Genomic DNA, 16,637 nt, shown 5'->3' on the forward strand with positions numbered 1-16,637 from the left:
CGATGACCGCATCCACCGAGCCGCGCCCCACCGTGGACGCCCGCGTCGCCGCCCCGCCCGCGGTGCTCGACGTGGTGATCCCCGTCTACAACGAGGAGACCGACCTCGGGCCCTGCGTGCGGCGGCTGCACGCGCACCTCACCGCGCACTTCCCGTATCCGTTCCGGATCACCGTCGCCGACAACGCCAGCACCGACGGCACCCTGGCCGTGGCCGACGGCCTCGCCGCCGAGCTGCCGCAGGTCACGGTGCGGCACCTGGACGCCAAGGGCCGGGGCCGGGCGCTGCGGGCGGCCTGGTCGGCGTCGGACGCGCCGGTGCTGGCGTACATGGACGTGGACCTGTCCACCGACCTGGCCGCGCTGCTGCCGCTGGTCGCGCCGCTCATCTCCGGCCACTCCGACCTGGCGATCGGCACCCGGCTGGCCCGCACCTCCCGGGTCGTGCGGGGCGCGAAGCGGGAGGTCATCTCGCGCGGCTACAACCTGCTGCTGCGCGGCACCCTCGCGGTGAGCTTCTCCGACGCCCAGTGCGGGTTCAAGGCGATCCGTGCCGACGTGGCCGCCGGGCTGCTGCCGCTCGTGCGCGACACCGGGTGGTTCTTCGACACCGAACTGCTGGTGCTGGCCCAGCGGGCCGGGTTGCGCATCCACGAGGTGCCGGTCGACTGGGTGGACGACCCGGACAGTCGGGTGGACATCGTCGCCACCGCCTTGGCCGACCTGCGGGGCATCTGGCGGCTGGGTCGGGCCCTGCTGACCGGGTCGCTGCCCCTGGCGGAGCTGCGCGCGCAGCTCGGCCGGGCCCCGCTGGCCCCGCCGCCGGCCCGGGTGCCGGTCGGGCTGCCGCGCCAGCTCGTCCGGTTCGCCGCGGTGGGCGTGGCGAGCACGCTGGCGTACCTCGTGCTCTTCGTCGCCACCCGGGGAGCGCTCGGCCCCCAGTGGGCGAACCTGGCGGCGTTGCTGGTGACGGCCGTGGCGAACACGGCGGCGAACCGGCGGCTGACCTTCGGCATCAGCGGCGGCCGGCACGCCGGCCGCCACCACCTGCAGGGCCTGCTGGCGTTCGGCCTGGGCCTGGCGCTGACCAGCGGCTCCCTGGCGGCCCTGCACGCCGTCGCGGCGGCGCCGCCCCGCGCGGTCGAGCTCACGGTGCTGGTGGCGGCCAACCTGGCCGCCACGGCCCTGCGCTTCGTCCTGCTGCGCGCCGCGATGCACCACCGCCGACCGACGACGCCGCAGCGGACCGCCCCGGCCGCGCCCGACGCCGCCCGCCCGCCGGCGCGTGGCGACGCCGGCCGCCCACCGGCGCGTGACGCGGCGTGATCGACGGCCGGCGCGTGCCGTGGGTGTGCTCGACGGCTGGCGTGCTCGACGGCCGGTGTGTGACGCCGTGCGATCGGCCGCCCCGGCCGGCGGCACCCCGGGCCCGCCCTTTGCTCTGCACCCGGATACGCAACGGTTCACCGAGCGCAACCGGTGACCACCCTGCCCGCGTCCGGCGGCCACGAGGATGCCCAGGTCGCCGCCCTGTTGCGGATATGGGTGCAGAGCAAAGGGGACGGGAGGGCAGTGGCCGCGCGTGAGGGCCGTGACACGGGGTGACGCGAGAGTCCGTCCGCGCGCCGGCCGTCCAGCTGCGGCACACGGTGCGGAACGTGCTCAGGGCGTGGCGGCTTCCGGCGCTCCGGCGGCCTGCGGGACGAAGTCGCCGGTCGTGGCCCGCACGATCAGCTCGGGCGCGAGGCGCACCGACCCGGCTTCGCCCGACCCCAGCAGGGTCAGGAGCGCGTGCAGCGCCTGTGCGCCCATGTCGCGCAGGGGCTGCCGGATGGAGGTGAGCGGCACCAGCAGCTGGGCGTCCACGTCGATGTCGTTGTAGCCGACGACCGCCACCTGCCGGCCGACCCACAGCCCGTGGTCACGCAGGGTGCCCATCGCGCCGATGGCGGCGAAGTCGTTGACGGCGAAGACGCCGTCGGGCTGCCCTACCTCCAGCAACCGGGCCATCGCCGACGCCCCGCCGGCCACGTCGAAGCTCGACGGGGCCACCCGCCGCGGGTCCACCGGCACCCCCCGGGCCTTCGCCGCCGCGAGGAAGCCGGCGACCCGGTCGGCCGAGGTGCTCGCGTGGTCGGGGCCGGCCACGACCGCCAGCCGCCGGCACCCGATGTCGATCAGATGGTCGGCGGCCAGCCGGCCGCCGAAGCGGTCCCGGCCGGTAACCGAGGGATGCCCCCGGGAGGCGCGGCTGACCAGCACGAACGGCACCTGTTCGGCGGCGAGCCGGTCCAGGGCGGGGTCGCTGCGCCGGGCGTCGCCGATGATGAGCCCGTCCACCCGTTCCCCGATGAAGCGCCGGATCCGCACTGCCCGCGCCTCGTCGTCGTCCCAGGAACTGCTGACCACCGCCTGGTAGCCGGCGCTCGCGGCGGCGGCGTCGATGCCCTCGAACACCGTGGCCAGCACGATGTCGGTGATCCGGGGGACCAGCACCCCGATCACCCCGGTCTTGCCGCTGCGCAGGCTCGCCGCCCACCGGTCCCGGTGGAAACCGAGCTCCTTCGCCGCGTCGACGATCCGGGTCGCCGTGGCGGGGCTGACCCGGACGTCGTCGCCGCGCAGGACGCGGGAGACCGTGGAGACGTGCACGCCGGTGAAGCTGGCGACATCCCGCAACGTCACCCGTTTGTTCACAGTGCCTCCCGCGCCGCGCGTCGAACCGGTCCCCGGCAACCTAGCTGAGATGACTGCCGCCGTTCACATCGAAGGTCATCCCGGTGACCGTGGCGCAGGAGTCCGACAGCAGGAACAGCACGATGTCGGCGATCTCCTCCGCCGCGGCGACCCGGCCCAGCGGCATCCGTCCCCGCAGGGCCGCCTTCTGTTGCGCGGTCAGCCGGTCGTGCATCGGGGTCGCCACCGGGCCGGGCGCGACGGCGTTCACCCGTACCCCGCGTGGCCCGTAGTCGACGGCCAGGTGCCGCATCAGGCCGAGCACCCCGGCCTTCGCCGCCGCGTACGCGGTGCCGGAGAGCCGGGTCCCGCCGTCGCGGGCGTTGAGGCTGCTCATCAGCACCAGCGACCCACCGCCCCGGGCCGCCATCCGGGGCACCACCGCCTGACTCACCACGAAGGCGGACGTCAGGTTGTTGCGCAGCGTCCGCTCCCACTCGGCGAGGCTGGTCTCCTCGATGCCGCCCGCGCTGACCACCCCGGCGAGGTGCGCCACGCGGTCCGGGGTGCCGACCGCGTCGACGAACTCGCCCACCGCCACCGGGTCGGCGGCGTCCACCCCGGTCGTCACGTCGATGACGTGCACCGTCTCGCCCCGGCTGCGCGCCGCCGCGACCACGGCCGCGCCGATTCCGCTGGCCCCGCCGGTCACCAGGAGGCTCATGCCGCACCCCCCAGGATCTGTTCGCGTGCCTGCCGGTACATGGTGGACAGCAGCATCTCCGGCTGCGAGTAGACGACGAACCGTACGCCCCGGTCGATCCACCGGCGGGCCTCCTCAGGGGAGTAGGCCAGCATCCCGGCGACCCGGCCGGCGGCGACCACCCGGTCGACGAACTCGACCGCGTGCTTCTCCACCTCGGGATGGGTCGGCTGGTAGCCCAGGCCCAGCTTGACCGACAGGTCGGCGCGGCCGAGCATGAGCACGTCCAGGTCGGCGGCGAGGATGTCGTCCAGGCTGGCCAGCCCGGCGGGCGTCTCGACCAGGGCGACGGTGGTCGTGTTCTCCGCCGCCCACGCCAGGTACCGGTCGAAGTCGCCCCGGGCGGTGCCGTGCCCGGCGGCGCGGGCCGCCGAGCACAGTGTCCGGTCCCCCGCCGGGGGGTAGCGGGTCAGCCGGGCCGCCTCGGCGGCCTGCGCCCCGGTCTCCACCAGGGGCAGCACCACCCCGCCGGCCCCGCTGTCCAGGGACCACAGGAGGTCCTTCTCCTCGATCCGGCGCAGCCGGACCAACGGGGTGGTCCCCGCCGAGCCGGCCGCCCGCACCATCGCCAGCACGCTCTGCTCGTCGGCGGCGGCGTGCTCGGTGTCGATGACGAGGAAGTCGTAACCGAGGACGCCGAGGATCTCGCCGAGCGCCGGTTCCTGGAGCAGGGTGAGGCTGCCCAGGGCGACCCCGCCGTCGCGCAGGACGGTGGCCAGCCGGCTCGGACGGGGGTACATCAGGACTCCAGCTTCTTCACCGAGGAGCAGTCCCGGTTCACCGGCACCTCACCGACGATCTTCAGGGCGGCGTCGACGACGGAGCCGTCGTGCCACCCGGAGACCTCCGGCAGCTTCTCGATGATCTTGTTGTCGAGCAGCCACTTGCCGTCCTCGGCGACCACCGTCGCGGTGTCCACCCGCCCGTTGGGGTCCATGTAGGGCCACTGGTCGGTGCCGTAGAGCCTGCCGATCGTCTCCGCCGGGACCTTGGTCCGCTCGGAGACGATCTTGACGACCTCGTCCCGGTTGGCCGGGTCCTGGTAGTAGCGGACGCCCTCCAGCCAGCCGGCCATCCACCGGGCCGCGACCTCGGGACGCTTGTCGATGAAGTCCTGGGACATGGTGATGAGGCCCTGCTCCTGGTTGGGGGCCACCTCGTTCATCGCCAGCACCCGCTTGGCCTGCCCGTCGCTGATGAGCTGGTACGCCAGCGGCTCCACGAGGAAGCCGGCGTCGACCGCCCCGCTCTTGAGCGCGTTGGCGGTGTCCGGGTAGCTCAACGTCACGACCTGCCCGAGGTCCGACTGCTTCAACCCGACCTGCCCCAGCGCCCGGTCCAGCCAGTACTCGGTGCTCGACCCCTTGGCCAGGATGGCCACCTTCTTGCCCTTGAGGTCGGCGACGCCCTTGAGCCCGCCGTCGTACGCGGCGGTCCGGGCCAGCAGCATGTTGTCCGACGCGCACCGGTACTGCTGCCGGTCGGCGACCACCCGCACCCGCAGGCCCTGGTTGACCGCGTTGAACAGCGCGCCGCCGGTGCCGGGGATGTTCACGTCCAGCTTGCCCTGCCCCTGCACCGCCAGCCGGGAGTAGATGTCGGCGTTGCTGAACTCCACCTCGACGTCGTGCTTGCCGAAGAAGCCCTTCGCGTCGGCCACCATCATCGGCGCCAACGACAGGATCTCCAGCGAGTTCACCGTCACCTTTGCGGGACCGCCGGACCCGGCCGACTCCGCCGCGTCGTCACCGCACGCGGCGGTGCCGAGCAGCAGCGAGACGCCCAGGACCCCGGCGACCACACCCGCCTTCGTCAATCTCATTTCTGACCCTCCGTCCAGCCGAAGAAGCGTCGCTGCACCCGCAACGTCACCGTGGTGAGCAGGAAGCCCATCGCCGCGATGACCGCGAGCGTGGCGTACATGTTGTCGATCTGATAGATCTGCCAGTAACGCCAGGTCATCGACCCGATCCCGTCACTGGCGGCGAGGAACTCGCCGGCGATGGTGCCCAGCAGGGCCAGCCCGGCGGCCAGCCGGATGCCGGCGAAGATGGACGGCAGCGCGCCGGGCAGGATGATCTTCCACAGGATCTGCTGCCGGCCGGCGCCGAGGTTGCGGGCCATCAGGATGAGCCGCTCGTCGACCTGGAGCACCCCGGACATCGCGTTCACCACCGCGGGGAAGAACGAGATGATCCCGGCGAGCACCACGATCGGCCGCCCGCCGGTGCCGAAGATGACCAGCAGCAGCGGCAGGATGGCCACCACCGGGATCGGGTAGGTGATCGCGATCAGCGGGTCGACCAGCACCCGGATCCAGCGGGACCGGCCCATCGCGATGCCCAGCAGGGTCGCCGGGACCACGCCGAGCAGGAACCCGAGCAGGATCCGCCGCGCCGTGATGCCGACGTTCGGCAGCAGCTCACCGGAGGAGACGAGCCCGACCAGGGCCCGGACGCACTCCGACGGGGCGGGGAAGAACGTCTTGTCGATCAGTCCCGCCATGCTGCCGGCCTGCCACAGCAGCAACACCACGGCCACCGGGACGATGCTGCCCGCGCCGCTGCTGAGCAGCCGGAACAGCCGGCCCGGTGGGCGTTCCGCCCGCGGGTCCACCGCGTAGCGGACCACCGGCGGCGCGGGCTGCCCGGCCGCCCGGTCGCGGGTCGGCACACTGCTCTCGCTCATCGTTCCCCCTTCGCTTCGGCCCACTCGGCGGCCAGGGTGGCGTCCCGCAGTTGCGCCCACAGGTGGCGCTTCAGCTCCGTGAAGCGCGGGTCCAGCTCCACGTCGCGGTCGCGGGGCCGGGGGAACGGCACCCGGATCTCCTCCACCACCCGGGTGGGCCGGGGGCCGAGGACGATGATCCGGTCCGCCAGCAGCAGCGCCTCCTCGATGCTGTGCGTGATGAACAGGACCGTCTTGCGGTTGCGCGACCAGACCTGGAGCAGTTCGTCCTGCAGCAGGGTCCGGGTCTGCGCGTCGACGGCCGCGAACGGCTCGTCCATCAGCAGCACCTCGGGGTCGCTGGCCAGCGCCCGGGCGATGCCGGCCCGCTGGCGCATCCCGCCGGAGAGCTCGTGCGGCTTGGCGTCGGCGAACGCCTCGATGCCCATCATCGCCAGGTGCTCCCGGGCGACCTCCCGACGCCGCCGGGCCGAGACCCCCCGCAGCTCCAGCCCGAACGCGACGTTGTCCACGATGGAGCGCCAGGGGATCAGCGCGTAGTCCTGCCAGACGATCGAGGTGAGGGGGCCGTCGGCGCCGCGTTCCCCGACGAACCGGATCTCCCCGCTGTCGGGCCGGCGCAGGCCGCCCAGCAGGCCCAGCAGCGTCGACTTGCCGCACCCGCTCGGCCCGATGACGCAGACGAACTCCTGCGCCTCCACGGCCGTGCTCAGGTTGCCGACCACCGACAGTCGCGAGCCGTCGGCGCGCGGGTAGCCCTTGGCCACGTTGTCGATCTCGATACGCATCTCATCGCCCCCCGTGCGCGGGCAGGTCCGGGTAGTTGGCGTGCCACCAGTCGGCGATGTCGCGGCGGCGGGCGAACCAGACCCCGGGCAGTTCCTGCGCCCAGGCGATGAGGTCGCGTAGCGCCGAGGCGCGGCCGGCCTGGCCGATCAGCCGGGCGTGCAGGCCGATGGAGATCATCTTGGGCGAGGTCTCGCCCTCCTCCCACAGGTACTCGATGCCGCGGCGGCAGTTCTCGAAGAAGTCCGTGGGGTTGGCGTAGCCGGGGCTGAAGGCGAACCGGCCGTCGTTGTACGTGTGGGTGTAGGGCACGACGAGATGCCGCGTGCCCGCCACGTCCACCCAGTACGGCAGGTCGTCGTTGTAGGCGTTGGAGTCGTACCGGAAGCCGCCCTCCTCGACGAGCAGCCGCCGGGTCCGCTCCGACGGCGCGTACCGGGAGTACCAGCCGACGGGCCGCTCGCCGCACAGCTCGCCGATCAGCTCCACCGCCCGCCGGATCTCCGCGCGCTCCTGCTCCTCGGTCATGCCCGACGGCTCCCGCCAGCGCAGCCCGTGCGAGCAGATCTCGTGACCGGCCTCGACGAACGCCTTCGTCAGGGGCCGGTTGCGGGCCAGCGCCTCGGCGCAGCCGTACACCGTGACCGGCGTGCCCATCCGCTCGAACAGCCGCAGCAGCCGCCACGCCCCGGCCCGGCTGCCGTACTCGTACACGGACTCCTGGGACAGGTCGCGGTGTGTCGCGCTGGTCGGGGTGTACGAGATCTCGCCCACCCACTCGTTGACGTCGTCGCCGTCGAGGAGGCTGTGCTCCGCACCCTCCTCGTAGTTGAGGCACAGGCTGACCGCGACCCGCGCGCCGCCGGGCCACTCGACGCGGGGCAGGTCCGCCCCGTAGCCGAGGAAGTCCCGCTCGGTGCCGGGTTCCACTCTGCTCACCATGAAGCCGTGTCCTTTCTGCGGGAGGTGCCCGGCGCGGCGGGGGTCGGCCCCGGACCGCCGGTGGGGGACGGCGCCTCGCCGCGCACCGGCGCGGTGAGGTGCCGCAGGGAAACGGAGCCGGGCGCCTGGGCCAGCGCGCGCAGCAGCTCCGTGGCGCCGGTCGGCGGACCGGCCGTGCGCAGCAGCGCGGCGTCCACGGCGGCCAGCTCGTCCGCAGACAGCGGGGCCTCGCGGTCGCCGGGGTGGAAGCGGGCCCGGGCGGTGTGGCACCGGCCGGCCCGGTCGCGCAGCTCGACCACGGCCGGGCGGCCGTACGGGTAGCCGTCGTCCAGGCCGGGGTCGTGGCGGACGGTGACCCGCGCGGCGATCCGGGCCGCCTCGGCGTGCCGGACCGTCTCGGTCCGCCCGTCGGCGACGCCGGGGTCCAGGCCCAGCAGCCCGCAGGCCACGGCCCAGGGGATGCTGAACTGCCGGGCCAGCCGGTTGGCGGGAAACCGCTCGGCGAGCAGGGCGGCACCGGCGTAGGTGTGCACGGTGACCGTGGCGACGTCGGCGCCCGGGACGTCGCGGGCCAGCGATCTCGCCGCCGTCCAGCTGGTGAGGGCGTGCGCGCACACCCCGACCGGCTTGAAGTAGGCGTCGGGCAGCAGCGGCCGGGTCGCCAGGGCGGCGTCGACCGCCACCGGGGTCGGCGGGCCCTGGTGGGCGGTGCGGCCGAGGTGGGCCGCCGCCGGCCCGGTCGCCGGGAAGCCGTCGCGCACCAGGTACGCGACCGTCAGGCCGGCGGCGGTGCCGAGGGCGGGCAGGAGGTGGTGGGCCGGCGCCCCCCGCCGGGTCGACTCGTCGGGGCCGGCCAGCGCGACGGTCAGCGCCAGGTTCACCGCGTCGGCGAGGCCGGCGGTGTCCAGCCCCGCCGCCACCCCGGCGGCGGCCGCCGCCGCGGCGGTGCCCCAGCCGCCGTGCGGGTGCACCCCGTCACGCAGGGGACCCAGCAGCAGGCCGAGGCGGGCGCCCACCTCCCAGCCGACGGCCAGGGCGCGCAGCAGCGTCCGCAGGTCGCCGTCGGCGTCCTCGGTCGCGGCCAGGGCGGCGGCGTACGCGTGCAGGCCGGGGTGCCCGCGGGCCTCCCGGAGCCCTTCGTCGCACTGGGTGGTGGTGATCGCCGCCGCCGTCACCGCGGCGGCCCGGTCGGGGGAGTCCGTCGCACCGTGGGCCGCCAGCAGGGTGCACCGCCCGTCCCGGTGGCCCGGCGGGGCGAGGCCGGCCGGCAGGTGGCCGCGGGCGGCGACCGCGTTGGCGGTCAGCCGGGCCGCGACGCGCCGGGCCTGTTGCTGTCCGGCGGCGGTGGCCAGCAGCGCGTCGGCGGCGGCGACGCCCGTGGCCACCAGCTCGGGCAGCACCTCGCCGTCGGGCGCGACGGCCGCCCGGCCGACGTGGGCCGGGTCGCCGGGGCGGCCGGTCCGGGGGGTCATGGGGTGATCACCTGCTTGCCGAGCACCCGACGCTGGGCCAGCGCCCGGTGGGCGTGCGCGGCGTCGGCCAGCGGGAGGACCGCGTCGACGCGGGGGCTGAGCCGTCCCGCCGCGACCAGCGCCAGCACCCGGGCGATCTCGTCGGGCCGCTGGCTGCGGGAGCCGCGCAGCTCGTACTCGTTGCGGAACGTCTCGATCACGTCCAGGCGCGGGTGCTCGCCGGCGTGCCCACCGGCGACGACCATCCGGCCGGTCGGCGCGAGGGTGCCGAGGGCGGCCTCGAACACGTCGCCGCCGATGTGCTCGACGATCACGTCGAACCCGGCACCCCCGGTCGCCGCGCGGGCCCGCTGCGGCCAGTCGTCGTCGCGGGTGCTCAGCACCGCGTCGGCGCCGAGGGCGGAGACGAAGTCGGCCTTCGCCGGGTCGCCGACGAGTCCGACGACGTGGGCGCCGCCGAGCTTGGCGAGCTGGACCACGGCGTGTCCCAGCCCACCGGCGGCGCCGGGGGCGAGGACCCACTCGCCGGGGGCCAGCCGCCCGATCGAGTAGAGGGTGCGCCAGGCCGTGCCGAAGGAGATGGGCGTCGACGCGGCCAGCACCGGGTCGAGGTCACCGATGTCCAGCAGGCCCCGGCCGGCGACGACGGCGTGCCGCGCGTAGCCGCCCCACCGGGTGATCCCCGGCATGTCCGCCCGGGGGCAGAGGTTCGCCCGCCCGGCCAGGCACCGTTCGCACCTGCCGCAGGGGGTGTTCGGCAGCGCCAGGACGCGGTCGCCGGGCCGGCGGTCGACGACCGCGTCACCGACCGCCTCCACCACCCCGACGATCTCCCGGCCGAGCACGTGGGGCAGGCGCAGGTCCATCCGGGACACGCCGCTGCGCAGGTCGGCGTCGAGGTGGTTGACGGCGACGGCGAGCACGCGCAGCCGGACCTCGTCCGGACGTGGCTCGGCAAGCTCCGGCTCGGCGAGGGCGAGCACGTCCGGGCCGCCGTACTCGTTCATCATCACGGCTTCGGTCTTCACGGTCGGCGTCCTTCCACCAGGTTCGACAGCGCCTGCGGCACCGCGTCGGGTCCATCGAGGGCCAGGGCCAGGGCCAGGGCGACCCGCGCCTGGCTGCCGGTGAGGTCCCCGGCGAAGAGCGCGCCGGCCTGGGCCAGGTCGGCCCCGCCGCCGGAGTAGATGGGGCGGACCCGTCCTGCCCCCGTCCGGCTGGTGATGACCACCGGCACGCCCTGCTTGTCCGCCTCGCGGACGGCCTCGGCCACGGAGGGCGGGGCGTTGCCGGCCCCGAACGCCTCGACGACGACGCCCGCGGCCCCGGCCCGCAGCGAGGCGCGCAGGTGGGTGCCGTCGGCCCCGGCCACGAGCTTGACCAGGTCGACCCGGGGCAGGCGGTCGGGCACGGGGCGGCCCGCGTAGTGGCCGCCCCGCACCGGGGCCGACAGCCGCAGGACCCCGTCGGGGTCCACCAGCGCCAGCGCGCCGGCCGGGCCGCCGGAGAACGCCGAGACCGCCGAGGTGTGCACCTTGCGACCCTCCACGGCGGCGCAGGCCACCCCGCCGAGCACGATCGCCGCGCCGACCGGCTCCGGCGCGCTGACCACCCGGATCGCGTCGAGGAGGTTGCGTGCGGCGTCGGAGTCCGGCTCGTCGGCCCCGCGTTGCGCGCCGGTCAGCACCACGCGGGCGTCCCGGCTGGTCAGTTGGCCGGTGAGGTAGGCGGCCTCCTCCAGCGTGTCGGTGCCGTGGGTGACCACCACCCCGGCGAAGCCGCCGGCGAGCTTGGCGCGCACCGCCCGGACGGTGCCGAGCATGTCGTCGAGGGTCAGCGTGAAGCTCGGCCGGCGGGAGAGGTCGAAGCCGCAGATCTCGACGTCGGCCAGGTCCGGGACGTTCCCGAGCAGCTCGGCGACGGAGTCGGTCACCGCCAGGGTCCCGTCGGGAGCCAGGCGGGACGCGATCGTCCCACCGGTTGCCAACACCGCGATCCGCACCGGACCACCCTCCTGCGCAAACGATTGCTCACTTGGCTGGAGAGCGTTGCACAAACGTTCGCCCTGCACAAGAGCTGCGACAACGCCAGGGCGTGGAAATTTCGGGTTCGGCTGCCGGTGTGTGGCGGCGTGGTTTCCGGCGCGTTGCCGAAGGGCGTTTCGCCCGATCTGCGCGGGGCGCGGGGGCGGATTCCCCAGGCGGCGCGGCGGCGTGGAATGCTGGTCCGGGTGTACCAGGAACGGCCGGCGGCGCTGCCCGGCGCGGTGCTGTGGACCGCCACCAGCGACGGCACCCCGAGCCGGGTGCTGCCCGACGGCTGCCTCGACCTGCTCTGGTCCAGCCGCGCCGGGCTGCTGGTCGCCGGCCCCGACCGCACGGCGCAGTTGAGCGTCTCCGCGCCGGGGGAGCGGTGGCTGGGGCTGCGCCTGCCGCCCGGCGTCGGGCCTGCGGTCTTCGGCGTCCCCGCCGACGAGCTGCGCGACGCCCGGGTGCCGCTGGAGGCGCTGTGGGGCCGGGCGGCCCGGGAGGCCGCCGAGCGGCTGGGCGAACCGCCCACGGGCGTCGGGCTGGCGGCGCTCGCGGCCGACCGGCTCGCCGCGGCCGGCGGCCCCGACCCGCTCGGCGCGCGCGTCGCCGGGCTGCTCGCCGCAGGGCGGCCGGTCGCCGGGGCCGCCGCCGAGGTCGGCCTGACCCCCCGGGCGCTGCACCGACGCTGCCAGGCCCTGTTCGGGTACGGCCCGAAGACCCTCGCCCGCATCCTGCGGATGCGCCGGGCCCTCGCCCTGGCCAGGGCCGGGACGCCGCTGGCGGAGGTGGCCGCCGCCAGCGGCTACGCCGACCAGGCGCACCTGAGCCGGGACGTGCGCGACCTGGCCGGCGTCGCGCCCGCCGCCCTGCTGCGCGGCTGAACCGCCCGGCCGCCCGGCCCCGGTCGGCCCGGCTGCCGCGGCGAGGCGGCCCGGTCAGCCGGCCGTCGGCAGCGGGGCGAACAGGTCCACCCCGTTGCCCTCGGGGTCGTGCAGGACGGCGTACCGCTGCCCCCAGACCGCGTCCCACGGCGGCAGGTGACCGTGGAACCCGGCCCCGGTCAGCTCGGCCCAGCGGCGGTCCACCTCCGCCGGGTCCGCGCACCGGAACGCCAGGCTCATCCGGGGCGAGCCGGTCGGCGGCGTCCAGCCCGGGTCGAAGGAACGGATCGTCTCCACCGTGTCCCAGGCCAGCCGTAGCCCGTTGTCCAACGTGAGCTCCACGTGCGGTTCGGCCTCCGCGCCGGCCGGGATGTCCAGCCCGAGGCGGCGGTAGAAGTCGAGGGTGCGGGCCATGTCGGCGACCGTCGTGCCGACGAGATCGAACTGAGGTGTCATACCGCCGACCGTACGGCCGGGATGGCCGGGCGTCTTGAACGGAACGGACACCGCGCCGATCGGCGGGCCGGAGTGGCCGGTGTTGCCTCGACGGGACGGAGCGTCGCGTACGGTGGCAATGAGACAAGTCCGGCTTTTGGGCACGAACACCCCAGAGTGGCGGGTGCCCGGGTCGGCTCCGAGACGGCGAGGGGAAGGAGCGGCCGTGATGCACCTGGCCTACCTGGATGCGGGATCCGGCAGCCTGATCGTGCAGGCGGTGGTCGGCGGGGTGGCCGGAGCGGCGGTGGCCGCGAAGCTCTACTGGCGCCGGCTGACGGCCCGGTACCGCCGCCAGCGCACCGACCGTTCCTGAGCGGGGGCACACCGCCGATGACCGTCCCGCACACCGACGTCCGGACCGATCCGGGCTCGTTCCGCGACCCGGCCAACCGGGTCTTCTACGCCGACGGGGAGGTGCTGCGCGGCCTCGACGCCCGGGCGGCGCGCGACTGGCGGGCCCTGTCCGCCAGCGACTTCTTCCCGCCGCTGCTCGCGGCCGGCAAGGTCTGCGGCACCGAGGCCGTCGAACCGGCCCGGTTCGCCGCCGCGGCCGGCGCGCAGTGGGCGGCGGTGCTGCGCCACGAACGCATCCCGTTCGTCTCCCACCCGTACGAGTGGTCGTTCGGCATGCTGCGCGACGCCGCCCTGCTGCACCTGGAGATCCTGCGCGCCGCGCTGACCGCCGGCTTCACCACCAAGGACGGCTCGGCCTACAACCTGCAGTGGCGCGGCGTCGAGCCGGTCTTCATCGACGTCGGCTCGTTCGAGCCGGCCCGCGACGGCGAGCCCTGGGCCGGCTACCGGCAGTTCTGCCAGACCATGCTCTACCCACTGCTGCTCACCGCGCACCTCGGCGTGGACTTCCAGCCCTGGCTGCGGGCCCAGGTCGACGGCATCCCACCGGAGCAGATGCGCCGGCTGTTCACCGGCGTCCGGCGGCTGCTGCCCGGCGTGCCCACCCACGTGCACCTGCATTCGGCGATGCAGCAGCGCAACGCCGACGCCGCCAGCGGCGAGGTACGCGAGCAACTGCGCGGTGCAGGCTTCTCCCGGGATCTGGCGTTGGCCGCCGTCCGCCGGATCGAGCGGCTGGTCCGGCGGCTGCGCCCCCGCCACGTGCGCAGCCACTGGGCCGACTACCAGCGCACGTGCAGCTATTCCGCCGCCGACCGCGCGGCCAAGGAGCGCTTCGTCGAGCTGGCGTTGACCGCCGCGGGACCGCCCGGCCTGGTGCTCGACCTCGGCGCCAACGACGGCCGGTACGCCCGCCTCGCCGCCCGGTACGCCGGCTACGTCGTCGCCGTCGAGCAGGACCCGGCCGTGGTCGACGAGGTGTACGCGGCGCTGCGCGCCGACGAACAGCGACGGGTGCTGCCGCTGGTGATGGACCTGGCCGACCCGTCGCCCGGCGGCGGCTGGCGCGGCGTCGAGCGGGCCGCGTTCGCCACCCGGGCGCGGGCCGACCTGGTGCTGGCCCTCGCCGTCGTGCACCACCTGGCGATCGGGCGCAACGTGCCGCTGACGCAGGTCGTCGACCAGCTCGCCGACGCCTGCCTCCCCGGCGGCCGGCTGGTGGTCGAGTTCGTCCACCCCGAGGACCCGATGGCCCGGCGGCTGCTGGCCAACAAGCCGGCCGGTCTCTTCCCCGACTACCGGCCCGACGAGTTCGCCCGGCTGCTCGCCGCCCGGTGCCGCGTCGAGCGGCGGGTCGAGCTGCCCGGCGGCACCCGGACGCTCTACCAGGCGGTGGTGGGTGGCTGACGTGACCGTCGCGCCGCCGGCCGCCCCCGCGCCGCCCGCCGCCGGCACGACCCCGGACCGCCCCGCCGGCCCGGTCGGGTGGCGGGCCGAGCTGCGCCGGCTGCTGGAGGTGACGGCCCTGGTCGGGCTGGTGGTCACCCAGCCGATGCTGGACGTGCTGGGCCGCAGCCCCGACTTCTTCCTGTTCCACCGGGCCACCCGGGGCGAGATCCTGGCCCTCGTCGCGCTGATCGCCGTCGCGCCCACGGTGGCGCTGGCGCTGCTCGGGGCGGCGAGCCGGCTGGCGGGGCGGTCCGCCCGCACGGCCGTGCACACGGTGCTCGTCGGCCTGCTGCTGGCCGCCCTCGCCGTGCAGGTGGGCCGGCACGTCACGCCGCTGCGGGGCGTACCGCTGCTGGTGGTCGCCGTGCTGGCCGGCGCGGCCGGGGTGGCGGCGCACCGGCGGTGGCGCGGGCCGGGCCTGGCGCTGCGGGTGGCCGCGGCCGGGCCGGCGGCCTTCGTGGCGCTGTTCCTGTTCGCCTCACCGGCCTCGGCGGTGGTGCTGCCGCGTGGCGACGCCGGCGCGGCCGGGGTGGCCGCCCCGGGCGGGCACCCGCCGGTGGTCATGCTGATCCTCGACGAGCTGCCGCTGGTCTCCCTGCTCGGCCCCGACGGGCGGATCGACGCCGCCCGCTACCCGCACTTCGCCGAGCTGGCCGGCGGCTCCACCTGGTACCGCAACGCCACCGGGGTCAGCGGCTGGACGCCGTACGCGCTGCCGGCCATGCTCACCGGCCGCTACCCGGCGAAGCCGGTCGCCCCGCACTACTCGCAGTACCCGGACAACCTGTTCACCGCCCTCGGCGGCCTGTACGACATCCGGGCCGAGGAGAGCATCACGCGGCTCTGCCCGCCCAGCCGGTGCGACCAGCCGGTCAGCCCCCGGCAGGGGCTCGGCACCCTGGTCCGGGAGAGCGGGAAGCTGCTGCGTCAGGTCACCGCCCCGGTCGACAGCCACGTCGACCCGGAGGAGTCCTACCGCGAGCAGACCGCCGCCGAGGCGGGCCTGGACGCCGCCGAGCCCGTCCCCGCCGACCCGAAGTTCCGCTGGGACCGGCTGAACGCCAACCAGCCGGCCCGGTTCGCCAGCTTCCTGGCCGGGCTGCGCCCCAGCGACCGGCCCACCCTGCACTTCCTGCACCTGCTGATGCCGCACGCGCCGTGGCAGTTCCTGCCCTCGGGGGCCCGCTACGCCGCCCCGGAGGACCTGCCCAACGACGGCGCGGGCTGGGTCGACCTGGCCCGGCGGAGGCACCTGGCCCAACTGGAGTACACCGACCGGCTGATCGGCGAGACGCTGCGTACGCTGCGCGCCACCGGCCTGTACGACCGGGCCCTGGTGATGGTCACCGCCGACCACGGGGTCAGCTTCGACAACGGCGCCCAGGGGCGGGGGATGGACGCGATCCGCGCGGCGGCCGGGCAGGTGGCCTGGGTGCCGATGTTCGTCAAGGAGCCCGGGCAGCGCGCCGGCCGGGTCGACGACCGCAACTGGGAGCACGTCGACCTGCTGCCCACCGTCGCCGACTACGCACACGTGCGGATCCCCTGGCAGGTCGACGGGCGCTCGGCCCGGCAGGCCCCGCGCGAGCGCGCCGACAAGCGCTTCTACGACCAGCCGGCGGAGCCGGTCACGATCTCCGGCGGGGTGCCCGCGCCGCCGCCGCTGCCGAAGCCGCACCCGCTGGTCGGCACGACCGTGGGCCAGCGGCCGGCCGGCGGGTCGGCGCGGGTCGCCGACCTCGCCGCGTTCCGCGCCGTCGACCCGGACACCGGCGAGCTGCCGGCCCTGGTCTGGGGCACGGTCCCGGCCTCGGTACGCGACGGCACGCTGCTCGCCGTCGCCGTCAACGGGCGGATCGGGGCGGTCGTCCCGGTGGTGCCGCCGGATGTCGGCGGTCGCCGGTTCGCGGCCTTCCTCACCGACGACCGGTTGTTCCGCGCCGGGGACAACCGCGTGGACCTGTACCAGATCGGCCCGGGCGGCGAGCTGCGTCACCTGAGTATTTCCTGAGAGTTTCGTTCCCGCTGCCCACCGGGCCCCCGGTCACGCTTCGTGCGCGATCGGGGGCCTTTTGTCACATTGGCCCCGTTCGAGGTCG

At 75.4% G+C, this 16,637-nt stretch carries 15 protein-coding genes and 1 pseudogene; 5 read left to right on the forward strand and 11 right to left on the reverse strand.

The window, feature by feature from the left end; genetic code table 11:
• Positions 1-2 precede the first annotated feature (2 nt).
• Positions 3-1,226, forward strand: a pseudogene (locus TK50_RS28855) (bifunctional glycosyltransferase family 2/GtrA family protein); the annotation flags it as partial.
• A gap of 435 nt (positions 1,227-1,661) precedes the next feature.
• On the opposite strand, the gene TK50_RS28860 reads toward TK50_RS28855, so the two are convergent.
• Genes TK50_RS28860 through TK50_RS33270 form a run of 10 tightly spaced genes read right to left on the reverse strand, consistent with a single transcriptional unit; the run spans position 1,662 to position 11,328 of the window.
• Positions 1,662-2,696, reverse strand: a complete 1,035-nt coding sequence (locus tag TK50_RS28860; protein WP_043968678.1) for a LacI family DNA-binding transcriptional regulator — start codon at positions 2,694-2,696, stop codon at positions 1,662-1,664.
• A gap of 40 nt (positions 2,697-2,736) precedes the next feature.
• Positions 2,737-3,399 carry an SDR family NAD(P)-dependent oxidoreductase gene (locus TK50_RS28865; protein ID WP_082106738.1) on the reverse strand — a complete coding sequence of 221 codons (663 nt, stop codon included), beginning with the start codon at positions 3,397-3,399 and terminating at the stop codon, positions 2,737-2,739.
• The gene (locus TK50_RS28870; protein WP_052503990.1) at positions 3,396-4,178 is read right to left on the reverse strand and encodes an HpcH/HpaI aldolase family protein; all 783 of its coding nucleotides are present in this window, start codon (positions 4,176-4,178) and stop codon (positions 3,396-3,398) included. Before TK50_RS28870 ends, TK50_RS28865 begins: the two co-directional genes overlap by 4 nt.
• Positions 4,178-5,260 carry an ABC transporter substrate-binding protein gene (locus tag TK50_RS28875; RefSeq protein ID WP_082106740.1) on the reverse strand — a complete coding sequence of 361 codons (1,083 nt, stop codon included), beginning with the start codon at positions 5,258-5,260 and terminating at the stop codon, positions 4,178-4,180. Before TK50_RS28875 ends, TK50_RS28870 begins: the two co-directional genes overlap by 1 nt.
• Positions 5,257-6,126 carry an ABC transporter permease gene (locus TK50_RS28880; protein ID WP_144420428.1) on the reverse strand — a complete coding sequence of 290 codons (870 nt, stop codon included), beginning with the start codon at positions 6,124-6,126 and terminating at the stop codon, positions 5,257-5,259. Before TK50_RS28880 ends, TK50_RS28875 begins: the two co-directional genes overlap by 4 nt.
• Positions 6,123-6,914 carry an ABC transporter ATP-binding protein gene (locus TK50_RS28885; RefSeq protein ID WP_043968683.1) on the reverse strand — a complete coding sequence of 264 codons (792 nt, stop codon included), beginning with the start codon at positions 6,912-6,914 and terminating at the stop codon, positions 6,123-6,125. Before TK50_RS28885 ends, TK50_RS28880 begins: the two co-directional genes overlap by 4 nt.
• A gap of 1 nt (position 6,915) precedes the next feature.
• On the reverse strand, positions 6,916-7,854 hold the full coding sequence (locus tag TK50_RS28890; protein WP_043968684.1) for a polysaccharide deacetylase family protein: 939 nt from the start codon (positions 7,852-7,854) through the stop codon (positions 6,916-6,918).
• On the reverse strand, positions 7,848-9,326 hold the full coding sequence (locus TK50_RS28895) for an MmgE/PrpD family protein (RefSeq protein WP_043968685.1): 1,479 nt from the start codon (positions 9,324-9,326) through the stop codon (positions 7,848-7,850). Before TK50_RS28895 ends, TK50_RS28890 begins: the two co-directional genes overlap by 7 nt.
• Positions 9,323-10,354: a zinc-binding dehydrogenase gene (locus tag TK50_RS28900; RefSeq protein ID WP_052503992.1), complete on the reverse strand. Its 1,032-nt coding sequence runs from the start codon at positions 10,352-10,354 to the stop codon at positions 9,323-9,325. The genes TK50_RS28895 and TK50_RS28900 overlap by 4 nt, the downstream gene beginning before the upstream one ends.
• On the reverse strand, positions 10,351-11,328 hold the full coding sequence (locus tag TK50_RS33270) for an asparaginase (RefSeq protein WP_052503993.1): 978 nt from the start codon (positions 11,326-11,328) through the stop codon (positions 10,351-10,353). Before TK50_RS33270 ends, TK50_RS28900 begins: the two co-directional genes overlap by 4 nt.
• 228 nt (positions 11,329-11,556) lie before the next feature.
• Here TK50_RS33270 and TK50_RS28910 point away from each other — a divergent pair, with 228 nt between their 5' ends.
• Positions 11,557-12,237 carry a helix-turn-helix domain-containing protein gene (locus TK50_RS28910; RefSeq protein WP_043969531.1) on the forward strand — a complete coding sequence of 227 codons (681 nt, stop codon included), beginning with the start codon at positions 11,557-11,559 and terminating at the stop codon, positions 12,235-12,237.
• A 54-nt stretch (positions 12,238-12,291) separates the two neighbouring features.
• Here the strand turns inward: TK50_RS28910 and TK50_RS28915 are convergent, their stop codons facing one another.
• On the reverse strand, positions 12,292-12,693 hold the full coding sequence (locus TK50_RS28915; RefSeq protein WP_043968687.1) for a VOC family protein: 402 nt from the start codon (positions 12,691-12,693) through the stop codon (positions 12,292-12,294).
• A 205-nt stretch (positions 12,694-12,898) separates the two neighbouring features.
• Here TK50_RS28915 and TK50_RS34575 point away from each other — a divergent pair, with 205 nt between their 5' ends.
• From TK50_RS34575 to TK50_RS28925, 3 genes are read left to right on the forward strand one after another with little or no spacing between them, the layout of a single operon-like run.
• Positions 12,899-13,048, forward strand: coding sequence for a hypothetical protein (locus TK50_RS34575; RefSeq protein WP_165949904.1), 150 nt, complete (start codon positions 12,899-12,901; stop codon positions 13,046-13,048).
• 17 nt (positions 13,049-13,065) lie between these two features.
• The gene (locus TK50_RS28920; RefSeq protein ID WP_043968688.1) at positions 13,066-14,496 is read left to right on the forward strand and encodes a class I SAM-dependent methyltransferase; all 1,431 of its coding nucleotides are present in this window, start codon (positions 13,066-13,068) and stop codon (positions 14,494-14,496) included.
• Positions 14,489-16,549 carry a sulfatase-like hydrolase/transferase gene (locus TK50_RS28925; RefSeq protein WP_043968689.1) on the forward strand — a complete coding sequence of 687 codons (2,061 nt, stop codon included), beginning with the start codon at positions 14,489-14,491 and terminating at the stop codon, positions 16,547-16,549. The genes TK50_RS28920 and TK50_RS28925 overlap by 8 nt, the downstream gene beginning before the upstream one ends.
• Positions 16,550-16,637 lie beyond the last annotated feature (88 nt).

Source organism: Micromonospora haikouensis (genome assembly GCF_000876225.1).
GTDB classification, from domain to species: domain Bacteria; phylum Actinomycetota; class Actinomycetes; order Mycobacteriales; family Micromonosporaceae; genus Micromonospora; species Micromonospora haikouensis.